Origin of the sequence: Streptomyces sp. SID5910, from assembly GCF_009862125.1 — a bacterium.
In the GTDB taxonomy this organism is placed as follows: domain Bacteria; phylum Actinomycetota; class Actinomycetes; order Streptomycetales; family Streptomycetaceae; genus Streptomyces.
The window spans coordinates 1-14366 of the sequence record NZ_WWHX01000123.1 but is presented as its reverse complement, the minus strand read 5'-3'; the positions used below and the strand labels follow the sequence as shown (position 1 = coordinate 14366).

Annotated in this window: 13 protein-coding genes; 6 read left to right on the top strand and 7 right to left on the bottom strand. The window is 72.8% G+C overall.

The features are described 5' to 3' along the window. Window positions 1-398: 398 nt before the first annotated feature. Together GTW67_RS04625 and GTW67_RS04620 are read left to right on the top strand one after the other, a co-directional pair. On the top strand, window positions 399-1187 hold the full coding sequence (locus GTW67_RS04625) for a carbon-nitrogen hydrolase family protein (protein ID WP_161163511.1): 789 nt from the start codon (window positions 399-401) through the stop codon (window positions 1185-1187). 47 nt (window positions 1188-1234) lie between these two features. Further along, window positions 1235-2932: a flavin monoamine oxidase family protein gene (locus GTW67_RS04620; RefSeq protein ID WP_161163510.1), complete on the top strand. Its 1698-nt coding sequence runs from the start codon at window positions 1235-1237 to the stop codon at window positions 2930-2932. Here GTW67_RS04620 and GTW67_RS04615 read toward each other — a convergent pair. After that, window positions 2929-3861 (bottom strand): LLM class F420-dependent oxidoreductase, encoded by a 933-nt coding sequence (locus GTW67_RS04615; protein WP_161163509.1) that lies wholly within the window; start codon window positions 3859-3861, stop codon window positions 2929-2931. The genes GTW67_RS04620 and GTW67_RS04615 overlap by 4 nt on opposite strands. An 87-nt stretch (window positions 3862-3948) precedes the next feature. Beyond that, window positions 3949-4644, bottom strand: a complete 696-nt coding sequence (locus GTW67_RS04610; protein WP_161163508.1) for a DUF5995 family protein — start codon at window positions 4642-4644, stop codon at window positions 3949-3951. A gap of 174 nt (window positions 4645-4818) precedes the next feature. On the opposite strand from GTW67_RS04610, the gene GTW67_RS04605 reads away from it, so the two are divergent. After that, window positions 4819-5946 (top strand): glycoside hydrolase family 6 protein, encoded by a 1128-nt coding sequence (locus tag GTW67_RS04605; RefSeq protein WP_161163513.1) that lies wholly within the window; start codon window positions 4819-4821, stop codon window positions 5944-5946. Here GTW67_RS04605 and GTW67_RS04600 read toward each other — a convergent pair. After that, entirely contained in the window at window positions 5928-7346 is a 1419-nt protein-coding gene (locus GTW67_RS04600; protein WP_161163512.1) for a uracil-xanthine permease family protein, read from the bottom strand. The two genes, GTW67_RS04605 and GTW67_RS04600, sit on opposite strands and share 19 nt — an antisense overlap. Window positions 7347-7534: 188 nt before the next feature. Between GTW67_RS04600 and GTW67_RS04595 the strand changes: the two genes are divergently transcribed. Continuing rightward, window positions 7535-7993 (top strand): thioesterase family protein, encoded by a 459-nt coding sequence (locus GTW67_RS04595; RefSeq protein ID WP_161163507.1) that lies wholly within the window; start codon window positions 7535-7537, stop codon window positions 7991-7993. On the opposite strand, the gene GTW67_RS04590 is transcribed toward GTW67_RS04595, so the two are convergent. After that, window positions 7953-9164, bottom strand: coding sequence for an MFS transporter (locus tag GTW67_RS04590; RefSeq protein ID WP_161163506.1), 1212 nt, complete (start codon window positions 9162-9164; stop codon window positions 7953-7955). The two genes, GTW67_RS04595 and GTW67_RS04590, sit on opposite strands and share 41 nt — an antisense overlap. Before the next feature lie 135 nt (window positions 9165-9299). On the opposite strand from GTW67_RS04590, the gene GTW67_RS04585 reads away from it, so the two are divergent. Continuing rightward, window positions 9300-10487: an ROK family transcriptional regulator gene (locus tag GTW67_RS04585; protein ID WP_237518661.1), complete on the top strand. Its 1188-nt coding sequence runs from the start codon at window positions 9300-9302 to the stop codon at window positions 10485-10487. Continuing rightward, complete coding sequence (locus tag GTW67_RS04580; protein WP_237518660.1) at window positions 10427-11227, top strand: ABC-2 transporter permease; 801 nt, start codon at window positions 10427-10429, stop codon at window positions 11225-11227. Before GTW67_RS04585 ends, GTW67_RS04580 begins: the two co-directional genes overlap by 61 nt. An 89-nt stretch (window positions 11228-11316) precedes the next feature. Here GTW67_RS04580 and GTW67_RS04575 read toward each other — a convergent pair whose 3' ends face one another. The 3 genes from GTW67_RS04575 to GTW67_RS04565 form a co-directional block, all read right to left on the bottom strand. Next, window positions 11317-12399: a S1 family peptidase gene (locus GTW67_RS04575; protein ID WP_161162949.1), complete on the bottom strand. Its 1083-nt coding sequence runs from the start codon at window positions 12397-12399 to the stop codon at window positions 11317-11319. 299 nt (window positions 12400-12698) lie between these two features. Beyond that, window positions 12699-13613, bottom strand: coding sequence for an alpha-lytic protease prodomain-containing protein (locus tag GTW67_RS04570; RefSeq protein ID WP_161162948.1), 915 nt, complete (start codon window positions 13611-13613; stop codon window positions 12699-12701). A 208-nt stretch (window positions 13614-13821) separates the two neighbouring features. Beyond that, window positions 13822-14366, bottom strand: a 545-nt coding sequence (locus tag GTW67_RS04565; protein ID WP_161162947.1) for a DUF1684 domain-containing protein, incomplete at its 5' end; no start/stop codon positions are given.

The following is a 14366-nucleotide window of genomic DNA, read 5'->3' as shown; positions in this document are numbered from 1 at the left end:
CCTGGCCCGTGCGGGTCCGGCACGGGTGGGGGCTGCGCCGCGTGGAGGAGGCCGGGGCCGGGGCTCTTCCGTCGGGCGGGGAGGGCGGAGGGGGTCGCCGGTCCGGTGTCCGTCCGTGCGGGGCCGGCACGGGTGGGGGCTCCGACCCGAGGACGAGGCCGGCCCGGGGATCTTCCGCCGGGCGGGGAGGGCGGAGGGGTCGCCGGCCCGGTGTCCCGGCGTGCGCGGAGGGGCCCTGCCCCGTTCGCGGCGAGGGGCGCAACGAATCGCCGCGAGGCGCCCGGTGGACGCAACGATCCGCTCACCGGCGCGCAACGGCTCCTTCTTGTCCGGCCGAGTCCGCCGACCGTACCGTCTATCTGGCCCCCCGACCCCCCTCCCACCGGTGAGGAACACGCATGCGCACCGCCCTGCTCCAGAGCTCCGGCCGACCCGGCTCCACCGTCGAGAACCTCAGGGTCCTCGACGAGGCCGCGGGCCGCGCCGCCGCCGCGGGCGCCGGGCTGCTCGTCACCTCCGAGCTGTTCCTCACCGGATACGCGATCGGCGACGGCATCGGCCGCCTCGCCGAGGCCGCCGACGGCGAGGCCGCCGACGCGGTCGCGGAGACCGCCACGCGCCACGGCCTCGCCGTCGCCTACGGCTACCCGGAGCGGGCCGGCGAGAGCGTCTTCAACTCCGTCCAGCTGATCTCCGCCGACGGCACCCGCCTGGCCAACTACCGCAAGACCCACCTCTTCGGCTGCTTCGAGCACGACCACTTCGTCCCCGGCGAGCAGCCGGTCGTGCAGGCCGAGCTGAACGGCCTCACCGTCGGCCTGATGATCTGCTACGACGTCGAGTTCCCGGAGAACGTCCGTGCCCACGCCCTCGCCGGCACCGACCTGCTGCTCGTGCCGACCGCTCAGATGCACCCGTTCCAGTTCGTCGCCGAGTCCGTCGTGCCCGTGCGGGCCTTCGAGAACCAGCTGTACGTGGCGTACGTCAACCGGGTCGGCCGGGAGGGCGAGTTCGAGTTCGTCGGCCTGTCCGTGCTCGCCGGCCCCGACGGCACCGCCCGGACCCGGGCCGGACGCGCCGAGGAGCTGGTCGTCGCCGACGCCGACCCGGCCTTCCTCGCCGCGTCCCGCGAGGCCAACCCGTATCTGAAGGACCGCCGCCCCGGTCTCTACGGGTGCCTGGTCTGACCCCCCACCGCCACCCCCGTTCCACCTGTGCAAGGAGTCCGTACCCCATGACGTCCACGGTGCCCAACGCGATCGAGCACGCAGACGAGCAGCAGCCGCCGATCACCATGTTCGGGCCGGACTTCCCGTACGCGTACGACGACTTCCTCGCCCACCCGGCGGGCCTCGGCCAGATACCCGCCACCGAGCACGGCACCGAGGTCGCGGTCATCGGCGGCGGCCTGTCCGGCATCGTCGCCGCCTACGAGCTGATGAAGATGGGCCTCAAGCCCGTCGTCTACGAGGCCGACCAGATCGGCGGCCGGCTGCGGACCGTCGGCTTCGACGGCTGCGACCCGTCGCTGACCGCCGAGATGGGCGCGATGCGCTTCCCGCCGTCCTCCACCGCGCTCCAGCACTACATCGACCTGGTCGGCCTGGAGACCCGCTCGTTCCCCAACCCCCTCGCCGAGGCGACGCCCTCCACCGTCGTCGACCTCAAGGGCGAGTCGCACTACGCCGAGACGCTGGACGACCTCCCGCAGGTCTACCGCGACGTCGCCGACGCCTGGGGCCGGTGCCTGGAGGAGGGCGCCGACTTCTCCGACATGAACCGCGCCCTGCGCGAGCGCGACGTCCCCCGCATCCGCGAGATCTGGGCGAAGCTGGTCGAGAAGCTCGACAACCAGACCTTCTACGGCTTCCTCTGCGACTCCGAGGCCTTCAAGTCCTTCCGGCACCGCGAGATCTTCGGCCAGGTCGGCTTCGGCACCGGCGGCTGGGACACCGACTTCCCCAACTCCATCCTGGAGATCCTCCGCGTCGTCTACACCGAGGCCGACGACCACCACCGCGGCATCGTCGGCGGCTCCCAGCAGCTGCCGCTGCGTCTGTGGGAGCGCGAGCCGGAGAAGATCGTCCACTGGCCCTACGGCACCTCGCTGGCCTCGCTGCACGTCAACGGCGAGCCCCGCCCGGCCGTGACCCGGCTGAACCGCACCGCCGGCAACCGGATCACCGTGACCGACGCCGACGGCGACATCCGCACCTACCAGGCGGCGATCTTCACCGCCCAGTCCTGGATGCTGCTCTCCAAGATCGCCTGCGACGACTCGCTCTTCCCGATCGACCACTGGACCGCCATCGAGCGGACCCACTACATGGAGTCCAGCAAGCTCTTCGTGCCGGTCGACCGGCCCTTCTGGCTGGACAAGGACGAGGACACCGGGCGGGACGTCATGTCGATGACGCTCACCGACCGCATGACCCGCGGCACCTACCTGCTGGACGACGGCCCGGACAAGCCCGCCGTCATCTGCCTGTCCTACACCTGGTGCGACGACAGCCTGAAGTGGCTGCCGCTGTCCGCGAACGAGCGGATGGAGGTCATGCTGAAGTCGCTCGGCGAGATCTACCCGAAGGTCGACATCCGGAAGCACATCATCGGCAACCCGGTGACGGTCTCCTGGGAGAACGAGCCCTACTTCATGGGCGCCTTCAAGGCCAACCTGCCCGGCCACTACCGCTACCAGCGGCGCCTGTTCACCCACTTCATGCAGGAGGAGCTGCCCGAGGACAAGCGGGGCATCTTCCTCGCCGGCGACGACATCTCCTGGACGGCCGGCTGGGCCGAGGGCGCCGTCCAGACCGCGCTGAACGCGGTCTGGGGCGTCATGCACCACTTCGGCGGCGAGACCGACGCGACCAACCCCGGCCCGGGCGACGTCTACGACGAGATCGCGCCGGTCGAGCTCCCCGAGGACTAGATTCCCGCCGCCCTCGCCTTCTCGTACACCTGGGCGGCGACGTCCTTGAGTTCCTCCGCGTCGCGCGTGGTGCTCTGAAGGTCGATGAGGATCACGTCGAAACCGATCTCGGCGTGTGCGGCCAGGTCCTCGACGATCTGGTCGACGCCGCCCTGGAAGGGGCGGCGGCCGGACCCCTCGTAGTTCGCCGCGCTGTAGCGGGTGTTGACCCTGAGCACCGTCCGGATGGGCTTCGTGCGGCCCCGCTCGGCGGCCAGGTCCCGCAGCCGCCGCCACTGCTCGGCGACGGTCTCGGCCCCGATGCCGGTCGGCAGCCAGCCGTCGGCGTGGTCGACCAGCCGGCGCCGGGCCCGGCCGCTGTCGCCCGCCGCCAGCAGGATCGGGATGGGCCGAGCCGGCTTGGGGCCGACCACGGCGGACGCGATCTTCGTGACCTCGCCGTCGTACACCACCGGGTCCGGACCCCACACGGCGCGGCACACCCCGATCAGCTCGTCCAGGGCGGCGCCGCGCTCGGCGAACGGCCGCACGGACGCCGCCGCGTACTCGTCGTGCGACCAGCCGGTGCCGAAGCCCGCCAGGACCCGGCCGCCGCTCGCCGCGTCCAGCGTGGCCAGCGTCTTGGCCAGCTGGAAGGGGACGTGCAGCGGGGCGACCAGCACGCTCGTGCCCAGCCGGGCCCGTTCGGTGACGGCGGCGGCGAGGGCGAGGGTGACCAGCGGCTCCGCCACGCTCCGGTACGAGTCGGGCCAGGGCAGGCCCTCGATGCCGTACAGCCCCTGTGTGGCGGGTTCGGGGAACAGGGCGCGCTCGAACACCCACAGGCTCTCGTAGCCCATCCGTTCCGCCGCGCGTGCCACGTCCGGGACGTCCTTGCCGATGTCGTACTGACGCATCTGGGGGAGGCCGAGTCCGAGCCGGGTCGTCATGCCGGGGTGCTCCTTCGCCGTCGGAGTGCGATGTTGCCCGAGGGATCAACGTACCGCGCACGCGCGGGAGTTCCAGGTGGGCGCGGGTCAGTCCGGCAGCGGGGTGAGCAGCATGCGGCCCGCGAAGCCGACCGCCGAGTCCAGCCGCTCGGTGAACTCCCCGGCCACGTCGGGCAGCCGGCGCAGCGCCCACAGCGCCCGGGCCGCGGCCCAGGTGGCCTCGCGGGCGCGCTCCAGGCTCCAGGAGCCGAGCAGATGGGTCAGCGGGTCGGCGATCTGGAGGAGGTCGGGGCCGGGCATCAGCTCGTCGCGGATGCGCTCCTCCAGCGACACGAGGAGATCGCCCACCCGGTCGAACTCGTCCTCCAGGTCGGCGGGTTCGCAGCCGAGCGTACGACAGGTGTCCACCACGGCCAGCGCGAGGTCGTGCCCGATGTGCGCGTTGATGCCCGCCAGCGCGAACTGAAGCGGTCGTACGCCGGGATGGCGGCGGAACTGGAACAGGGGCCGCCAGCACGCGGGCGGCCGGCGTCCGCTCTCCAGGGCGTCGACGGCGGCCAGATAGCGCTCCGCGAACCGCACGTCCAGCGCGATCGCGGCCCGGGCGTCCGGGAACAGCCCCCGGTCGATGTGCTGGTCCACCGCCTCGGTGACGGCCAGGTAGACGCCGTTGAAGACGGCCAGCCCGTCCCGCTCCGGCAGGGTGGCGTCGAGGGCGCGCATCCGGGTCAGGACCGTGTCCACCGTCCGGGCGGCCGTCGGGACTTGCTCACAGTGCGCCATGGCGGCAGCGTCGCAGCTTTAGGGTGGCGGGAGAGCCGGCGGGCCCGACGCTTCCCCAGAACGGGGGAACGCGCCCGCCGTGCGGGGGAGGGGGAACCGTACGTGTCAGGCCTTCGTGCCCGGCGTCTGGCAGCTCGCAGGAGTGAGCGCAGGCGTGCCGCCCGCCGCAGTGCGATGGTCGCGGCGGCGTCCGTCGTCGTCGCGGTCGGCACCGCGACCGGCATGCTGACCGCGCTCGGCGACGACGAGCGCGGCGCGGACGAGGCGCGGCCGCAGGTGACGCGGTCGCCGCGGCTGGACTCGCTGCCCGTGACGCCGTCCCCCTCGGTCCCGGCGACGCCCTCGGCCTCCGCGTCGCCCTCGCCGTCGAAGAAGGCGAGCCCCAGCCCCTCGCCGAAGAAGAAGACCGAGCGGAAGAAGCCCCCGACGACCACGGCCTCCGCCCGGCTCTACCGGCACCCCGACTCCCAGGTCCTGGAGTGGGTCCAGGCCCATCCCGACGACCCGCGCCAGGACGTCATCCAGTCCCGCATAGCCGACCACCCGGCCGCCGTGTGGTTCGCGGACTTCTCGCCGGACAACATCACCTCCCGGGTCCGCGCGGTCACCTCGGGCGCCGCCGCCCAGGGCAGGGTGCCGGTCGTCGTGCCGTACGTGATACCAGACCGCGACTGCGGCGGGTACTCGGAGGGCGGGGCGCCGGACCTCGACGCCTATGACGACTGGATCGACCGGTTCGCCGCGGGCCTCGGCTCCGGCGAGGTCATCGTCGTCCTGGAGCCCGACTCGGTGGCCCAGGCCGAGTGCCTGTCCGCCGACGGGCGGGCCGACCGCTTCGCCTCCCTGGCGCGGGCCGGCCGTGTCATGAAGGAGGCCAATCCGAGGGCGCGCGTCTACTTCGACGCGGGCCACTCCGGCTGGCACGCGCCCGCCAAGCAGGCGGGGTGGCTCAGGGAGGCCGGTGCCGCCTCCACCGACTCCTCGGACGGCGTCTTCAGCAACGTCTCCAACTTCCACAGCACCGCCGACGAGGTCGCCCACGACCGCGCGGTCCTCGACGCCCTCGGCGGCCCGGCGAGCCTGGGCGCCGTCATCGACACCAGCCGCAACGGCAACGGCGCTCCGACCGACGGCGAGTGGTGCGACCCCGACGGCCGCAAACTGGGCCGCGCGCCGACCCTGAGCACCGGCATGGGGCGCATCGACGCCTACCTGTGGGTGAAGCTGCCGGGAGAGTCGGACGGCTGCAAGGGGTCGCCGGGCACCTTCACCCCGTCCTACGCCTACGACTTGGCGCGCTGAGAACCGCCGCCCCCGGTGCCGTCGTCGCTCTTCTCGTCGTACGAGGACGTCCCCTCGTCGAGCAGCGGCTGCTGCGTCTTGAGGTGGGCCGGGGCGAAGGCGCGCAGCGCGTGGTAGCCGGTGATGACGACCAGCGTGCCCAGCGCGATACCGCTGAGCGAGAAGGTGTCGGTGAACTTCAGGGTGACGTTGCCGACGCCGATGATGATGCCCGCGGCGGCCGGCACCAGGTTCAGCGGATTGCGCAGGTCCACCTTGGCGTTGATCCAGATCTGCGCGCCGAGCAGGCCGATCATGCCGTACAGGATGACGGTGATGCCGCCGAGCACCCCGCCGGGGATCGCGGCGACGACCGCGCCGAACTTCGGGCAGAGGCCGAACAGCAGGGCGAAGCCGGCGGCGGCCCAGTAGGCGGCCGTCGAGTAGACGCGGGTCGCGGCCATCACGCCGATGTTCTCGGAGTACGTGGTGTTGGGCGGGCCGCCGACCGCGGTGGACAGCATCGAGCCGACGCCGTCCGCGGAGATCGCCGTGCCCAGCTTGTCGTCGAGGTTGTCGCCGGTCATCTCGCCGACGGCCTTGACGTGTCCGGCGTTCTCCGCGATCAGCGCGATGACGACGGGCAGGGCGACCAGGATCGCCGACCACTCGAAGCTCGGCCCGTGGAAGGACGGCAGCCCGATCCAGTCGGCGTGGCCGACGGCGGAGAAGTCCAGCCGCCAGTGGTCGGTGACCTTGCCGCTGCCGTCCACCGAGTGGATCTGCCCGAAGATCCGGTCCAGGACCCAGGACAGGGCGTAGCCGAAGACCAGCCCCAGGAAGATCGCGATCCGGGACCAGAAACCGCGCAGGCAGACCACGGCCAGACCGGTGAACAGCATCACCAGCAGCGCCGTCCACTGGTCCTGCGGCCAGTAGGTGGAGGCGGTGACCGGCGCCAGGTTGAAGCCGATCAGCATGACCACCGCGCCGGTCACGATCGGCGGCATCGCGGCGTGGATGATCCGCGCGCCGAACTTCTGCACCGCGAGACCCACCAGGAACAGCGCGGCGCCCACGACGAGGACCGCGCCGGTCACCGTGGCGCTGGTGCCGCCCTGCGCCCGGATGACGGCGGCGACGCCGACGAAGGAGAGCGAGCAGCCGAGGTAGCTGGGCACGCGGCCGCGGGTGGCGAGCAGGAAGATGACGGTCGCCACGCCCGACATCATGATCGCGAGGTTGGGGTCGAGGCCCATCAGGACCGGAGCCACGAAGGACGCCCCGAACATGGCCACCACGTGCTGGGCGCCGAGCCCGGCCGTGCGGGGCCACGAGAGCCGTTCGTCGGGGCGGACCACCGCTCCGGGGGCGGGAACCTTCCCGTCCCCGTGCAGCTTCCAACGCACGCCGAGGTCCATGGTGAGGTATCGCTTTCTGCTGTACGTGAGGACTGTCCGCACCATTGTCGGGGGTATCCGGCCGTCCCCCGCGCCACGCCCCCTGCTGACCAGCGCCTTCCCCCCGGCCGACACCGCTGAGCGTCCGCTTAGGATGGAGGGGACCCGCCGTACGTGAGCACACCCGAGCAAGACCAGGAGCCCCGCCCGTGACCGCCGAAGCCCCCGCCGCGCCCGCCCAGTCCTACGGCAGGCTCGTCCCCGTCACCGTCCACTTCGACGACCTTGACGCGCTCGGCCTGCTGCACAACGCCCGCTACCCCGTGATGGTCGAGCGGGCCTGGGCCGAGCTGTGGACCGAGCACGGCTTCCGCTTCGAGGGCGACTGGGCGGCGGCCGGCGACGCCTGCAACGCCGTCAAGGAGCTGACGGTCAGCTACGAGGCGCCGGTCACCAAGCCGGGCGCGTACGCCGTCCACCTCTGGCTGGAGCGGCTCGGCACGACCGGCCTCACCTACGGCTTCCGGTTCTGCTCGGCGGACGGCGCCACCACGTACGCCCGCGGCACCCGGGTGCTGGTCCGGCTGGACTCCGCGACGCTGCGCCCGGCGCCGTGGAGCGAGACCTTCAGGGCTGCCGGTCGGGCACTGCTGCGCTCGGCTGACTGATCTTCGGCCGGTCGCGGTCGCCGGCCCGCAGCACCTTCGCGAACAGCACCAGGCAGCAGGCCAGCACGGTCACCAGACCGAACGACACCACCAGGCTGGTCGCCTGCGCCAGGCCGCCGATCGCGCTCGGCGCCACCAGCCCGGATGTGTACGTGATGGTCGCGACGCCCGCGATGGCGAGGCTCGGGTTGGAGCCGGCCCGGCCCGCCGCCGCGAAGCACAGCGGGACGACGACCGCGATGCCGAGACCCATCAGCGCGAAGCCGCTCATCGCCACCGCCGGATGCCCGCCGACGACCACGAGCAGGCCGCCGAGCGTGGCCAGCACCCCGCTCACCCGGACCGTGCGCACGGCGCCGTAGCGGTCCACCACCTTGTCCCCGGCCAGCCGGGCCACGGCCATGGTGAGCGTGAAGCCCGTCGTGCAGGCCGCCGCGAGACCGGCCGAGGTCTCCAGCTGGTCCCGCAGGTAGACCGCCGACCAGTCCAGGCTCGCGCCCTCCGCGAACACCGCGCAGAACCCGACCGCGCCGATCAGCAGCGCCGACCTCGGCGGCAGCGCGAACCGCGGCGGCGGGTCCTCGTCCTCGGCGGGCTGGAGGTCCAGCACCCAGGTGCAGGCCACCAGCCCCAGCACCGTCAGCACGCCCGCGGCCAGCACGTGGTGCAGCCGCGCGTCCGCGCCCAGATGGGCGGCGAGGGTGCCGGCCGCCGAGCCGGTCAGCGCGCCCGCGCTCCACATGCCGTGCAGCCCGGACATGATCGACTTGTTGAGCCGGTTCTCCACCTCGACGCCGAGCGCGTTCATCGCCACGTCCGACATGCCGGCCGTGGCGCCGTAGACGAACAGGGCGAGGCACAGCGTGAGCAGGTTCGGGGCGAGGGAGGGCAGCACCAGGGCCAGCGTCCACAGGGCGAGCAGACCGCGCAGGGCGGTGCGGGCGCCGAAGCGGTGGCTGACGCTGCCGGCCAGCGGCATCGCGACGGAGGCGCCGAGCGCGGGGAAGGCCAGCGCGAGGCCGAGCTGGCCCGCGCTCACCCCGGCGTGGTCCTGGATCCACGGCACCCGGGTCGCGAACGATCCGGTGACCGCGCCGTGCACGGCGAACACGGCGGCCACGGCGTACCGGGCGCGCCTCACCTCACTGTGCGCGTAGACCACTGCGCTCATTCTCGGCTCCTCCGTCGGGTCCGCTCGGTCCGTTCCTCTGCTGCGTCGCGTCGCGTAAACTATCAGGAACCCTGCCTGATAGATAGTGAGTTGTCGGCGCGACGCCCCGCCCCGTCGATCTGGAAGGATCCCGGCATGCCCGCATCCCCGAGCACCGCCCGGGCCATCAACGACCGGCTCGCCCTGCGACTGCTCCAGCAGGAGGGCCCGTTGACGGCCACACAGCTGAAGCAGCTGACCGGGCTCTCCCGGCCCACCGTGGCCGACCTCGTCGAACGCCTCACCGCCTCCGGTCTGATCGAGGTGACCGGGGAGTCGGGAGAGCAGCGCCGCGGACCGAACGCCAGGCTGTACGGCATCGTCGCCGGCCGCGCCCACCTGGCCGCCCTGGACGTGCGCACCGAGAGCGTCTCCGTCCTCGTCTCGGACCTGCTCGGCCGGGTCCTCGCCGAGGCGTCCGCGCCGATCGGCGACGGCACGGGGACGGGCCCCGCGGTGGAGCAGGCCGTCACGCTGGTCGAGCGCGCGGCGAAGGAGGCGGAGGCCGTCCGGCTGCACACGGTCTGCGTCGGCGCCCCCGGCCTGATCGACCCGGCCAGCGGCGAACTCCACGACTCGACCGGCCTGCCCGAGTGGCACCGCCGGCTGGTGGCCGCGCTGCGGGAGCGGCTGCCCGGGGCGCGGGTCGGCGTGGAGAACGAGACCAACCTCGCCGCCCTGGCCGAGCAGCGCGACGGGGCGGCCCGGGACCGGGACACCTTCGTCCTGCTCTGGCTCGGCCTGGGCGTCGGCGGCGCGGTCGTCCTCGACGGCGTCCTGCGGCGCGGCGTCTCCGGCGGCGCGGGCGAGCTGGGCTTCCTGCCGGTGCCCGGCACGGCGGGCGTGCCGTCGGCCACCGACTGCGACGGCGGCTTCCACTCCATGACCGGGGCGGCGGCGGTGTGCGACATCCATTCGGCCCCCTCCCACCTGCGCAAACACCTGGCGCCCCGGACCGTGGGGGCATGTCGCACACCCCGGTCACCAGCACGCGGAAGGGCTCCTTCCTCGGGGAGGTCAGGGACGCCGTCACCCCGCGGGCCACCCTGCTCGTCCTCGGAGTGCTCGCGCTCCAGCTGCTGTTCATCGCCTCCTACGTGGGAGCGCTGCACGATCCGAAGCCGAAGGACGTGCCCTTCGGGGTCGTCGCACCCGAAAACGCGGCCGGGCAGACGGTGGCCCGGCTGGAGCGGCTGCCCGGGTCGCCGCTGGACCCGCGGGCGGTGGCCGACGCGGCGAGCGCCCGGCAGCAGATCATGGACCGGGAGATCGACGGCGCCCTGATCGTGGACCCGGAGAGCCGTACGGACACCCTGCTGGTCGCGTCCGGCGGCGGCACCGTCCTCGCCACCACCCTGGACGGCATCCTCGGCAGGGTCGACAAGGCCGAGGGGCGCGCGGTGCGGGTCGTCGACGTGGCCCCGGCCTCACGCCACGACTTCGACGGGTTGTCGTCCTTCTACCTGGTCGTGGGCTGGTGCGTCGGCGGCTATCTGTGCGCCTCGATCCTGGCGATCAGCACCGGGGCCCGGCCCGCCAACCTCCGCCGCGCGGCGATCCGGCTGATCGTGATGGCGCTGGTCGCGATCGCCGGCGGTCTGGGCGGCGCGGTGATCGTCGGGCCGATCCTGGGCGCGCTGCCCGGCAGCGTGGTGGACCTGTGGGGGCTGGGCGCCCTGATCACCTTCGCGGTGGGCGCCGCCACGCTCGCGCTCCAGGGCCTCTTCGGGATCGTCGGCATCGGGCTGGCGATCCTGCTGGTGGTGATCGCGGGCAACCCGAGCGCGGGCGGTGCCTTCCCGCTGCCGATGCTGCCGCCGTTCTGGAGGGCGATCGGTCCCGCGCTGCCGCCGGGCGCGGGCACCTGGGCGGCCCGCTCGGTCGCGTACTTCAAGGGCAACGACCAGACCCTCTCCCTGCTGGTGCTGTGGGCATGGGCGGTCGCGGGGACGGTGATCACGCTGGTGGCGGCCGCGCTGCGCCGCCGACGGCGGGAGCCGGAGCTGCCCACGCAGGCCGGCTGACCGCCGTACGCGCGGGCACGCGGAAGTCGCGGACACGCGGAAGTCCCGCCCCTCGCGCGCGGGACGGGACTTCACAGATGCGGTGCTGCTCAGCCGATCTGCGTACCGGTGGCCGACAGGGCCTCCGTCACCGGCTGGAAGAAGGTCTCCCCGCCGGAGGTGCAGTCGCCGCTGCCGCCGGAGGTGAGGCCGATGGCCTTGTCGCCCGAGAAGAGCGAGCCGCCGCTGTCGCCGGGCTCGGCGCAGACGTCGGTCTGGATCAGGCCGTTGACGATGTCGCCGTTGCCGTAGTTCACGGTGGCGTCCAGGCCGGTGACCGTGCCGTCGTGCACCTGGGTGGTGGAGCCGCTGCGGGTCACCTTCATGCCGACGGTGGCCTCGGCGGCGCCCGAGATGGCCTGGGCGGAGCCGTTGTAGAGGTTCACCTCGCTCGGGTGGGCCACGTCGGCGGTGTACTTGACCAGGCCGTAGTCGTTGTCCGGGAAGCTGGAGGCCTCGTTCTGGCCGATGACGTTCCCGGAGGAGTCCGACCAGGTCGAGATGGACTCGGTGCAGTGGCCGGCGGTGATGAAGTACGGCTCGCCGCCCTTGGTCACGTTGAAGCCGAGCGAGCAGCGCCCGCCGCCTCCGGTGATGGCGTCGCCGCCCGCGACGAAGGGCTTGTACTCGCCCTTGGTCCGCTTGAGTTCGGCCTTGGCGCCGAGTCCGTCGACCACCTTGGTCAGCTTGGCCCACTCGGCCTCGGAGACCGTGCGGTCGGCGGTGACGACGACCTTGTTGGTGGTCGGGTCGGTCGCCCAGGAGGTGCCCGGGATGGTGGCGTCCTGGGTGAGGGTGGTGCGGGCGCTCTTCAGCTCGGCGAGCGAGTTCTCGACGATTCTCGCCTTGGCGCCGGCCTCCTCGACGGTCTGCGCGGCGCTCTCGTCGAGCACGTTGACGACCAGGCTCTTCGCCTGTGCGTCGTAGTACGTGCCCGCCGCGTCGCCGCCGAGGTCGCCGAGCAGCGTGGAGGCGAGCTGTCCGGCCGCCGTGACCGACAGGGTCTCGGGCGCGGAGGCCTTCGGGGACTCGCTGGCGTTCGCACTCTGGAAGGTGACTCCCGCGGCTACCAGTGCGGTGATGCCCGCACCTACCACGGCCGCCCGTCGCCTGGGTATGCGTCGGTGCTTCAACTCACGTCCTCCTGTGGGGGGTCGGCCCGGAGGTTGTGGGGACCTCGCGGACCGGAAGGCTGGTTGACGAGCGGTCACTCTTCCGACTCCACAGGCCGCACACAAGGTCGACTCAAGGACGTGCGCACGACAACTCCAGTGCGGTCACAGGTCCTTCACCAATCATGTCCCTTCCAGGAGGATTCGCGGAGCGGAATCGCACCGCGGACACCAGGGGCGGGCAGCGGGCATGAGGGAGCCCCCGCACGCGGGCTGCGTGCGGGGGCTCGTCGTGCTGCCGGCTACGCGGTGGGACGGTCTCAGTAGACGCTGACGCCGTAGGCGCTCAGGGCCTCCGTGACCGGCTGGAAGAACGTCGTGCCGCCGGAGGAGCAGTTGCCGCTGCCGCCGGAGGTCAGACCGTAGGCGGTGCCGTTGCTGCCGTAGAGCGGGCCGCCGGAGTCGCCGGGCTCGGCGCAGACCGTGGTCTGGATCAGCCCGGAGACGATGTCGCCGCCGCCGTAGTTGACGGTGGCGTTCAGCGCGGTGACCCGGCCGCTGTGGGTGCCGCTGGTGGAACCGTCGCGGATGACGGTGGTGCCCACGCTCGGCGTGGCGGCGCGGGTGATGTCCACGCCGTTCGCGGTGCCGGGCTTGCTGACGGACGTGTTGGTGTACCGGACGATGCCGTAGTCGTTGCCCGGGAAGCTGGAGCCGGCGGTGGTGCCGAGGGTCGTGGTGTGCCCGGAGTTGGACCACCAGGTGCCGGCGCCGTCGGTGCAGTGACCGGCGGTCAGGAAGTACTCGGTGCCGTTGCTCGCACGGACGTTGAAGCCGAGGGAGCAGCGCCAGCTGCTCGCGTAGATGGCGTCGCCGCCCTGGATGAGCTTGTTGAACGTGCCGGGGGTGCGCTTGATCGTGAGCGCGCCGGCCTTGTCGCCGGCCTGCTCCTTGATCTTCGCGATCTCGGCCTGGGTGACCGTGCTGTCGGCGGTGACGACGACCCGGCCGGTCGCGCTGTCGACGGCCCAGGCGGTGCCGGGGACGTCGGCCTGGAGCACCGCGGAGCCGGCGCTGTTCAGCTCGGCGGCGCTGAAGGTGGCGGGGGTGGGGGCGGGTGCCGCGGTCGCGCTGGGGATCGCGATCGCGGCCGCGGCCACGAGGCCGGTGGATACGGCGATCAGCCGGGTCCGTCTCGAGATGCCGCTGCGGGGGTTGGTGCGCTTGATCCTCACTTTTCGTTCCTCCACGGGGGAAGTCGGGGGCCCCTTCGTGGGGTTGGGGCCCGTGAGGCGCAGCCAGCGGACGGGCGTCCGGGTTCCGGACACGCCGTGCCCCTGACAAGCGCTGAGGTTGGAGTATTCGGCCGAACGGCCGGTCGGCGCAAGAGTGCCTTTCGGCCTTCAACCATCGCCCGGCCGTCGCCGCCGACCCCCGTGAAGATCAGTGCGGTTCGCGCTCCCCCGCCTCGATGCCGGCCGCCAGCGTGTTGCCCGGCGGCGGGAAGGGGCAGATGAAGTGGTCGGCGAAGGCGCACGGCGGCAGCAGTGCGCGGTTGAAGTCGACCGTCGTGCGCCCCTCGGCGTCCGGCGCGGCCGGGCGCAGGAACCGGAAGCGGTAACTGGTGCTTCCGCTGGTGGTGTCCGCGAAGACGGCCCACAGTGAGCCGTCGCCCTCCACGGTCACCTGGAGCGTGTGCTCCCGCCCGCCCAGGCCGAAGGCCAGCTCCCCGCCGAGGCCGAGCCCGCGCTCCCGCCCGTCCGCGTTCGCCACCCGCACACTGCGCGGCCCGGAGCCGTACGGCGTGAAGCGCCCCGGCACCGACCATCGCGGGTCGTAGGGCGTGGCGGCGATGCCGCGGAACGCGCGCCGCGCCTCGGCGCCCGGGTCGAAGTCGCGCACCCCCCAGGCGCCCTCGCGGACCAGGACGACCAGGCGCCGTTCGCCGTGGGCGACCCGGGCCGCGCTCGCCGGTCCCGGGTCGGCCG

Coding starts and splice junctions, on each gene's coding strand:
- GTW67_RS04585 (WP_237518661.1), top strand. CDS start 9,300: ATGCCCGCATCCCCGAGCACCGCCCGGGCCATCAACGACCGGCTCGCC.
- GTW67_RS04625 (WP_161163511.1), top strand. CDS start 399: ATGCGCACCGCCCTGCTCCAGAGCTCCGGCCGACCCGGCTCCACCGTC.
- GTW67_RS04615 (WP_161163509.1), bottom strand. CDS start 3,861: ATGACGACCCGGCTCGGACTCGGCCTCCCCCAGATGCGTCAGTACGAC.
- GTW67_RS04605 (WP_161163513.1), top strand. CDS start 4,819: ATGGTCGCGGCGGCGTCCGTCGTCGTCGCGGTCGGCACCGCGACCGGC.
- GTW67_RS04600 (WP_161163512.1), bottom strand. CDS start 7,346: ATGGACCTCGGCGTGCGTTGGAAGCTGCACGGGGACGGGAAGGTTCCC.
- GTW67_RS04590 (WP_161163506.1), bottom strand. CDS start 9,164: ATGAGCGCAGTGGTCTACGCGCACAGTGAGGTGAGGCGCGCCCGGTAC.
- GTW67_RS04620 (WP_161163510.1), top strand. CDS start 1,235: ATGACGTCCACGGTGCCCAACGCGATCGAGCACGCAGACGAGCAGCAG.
- GTW67_RS04610 (WP_161163508.1), bottom strand. CDS start 4,644: ATGGCGCACTGTGAGCAAGTCCCGACGGCCGCCCGGACGGTGGACACG.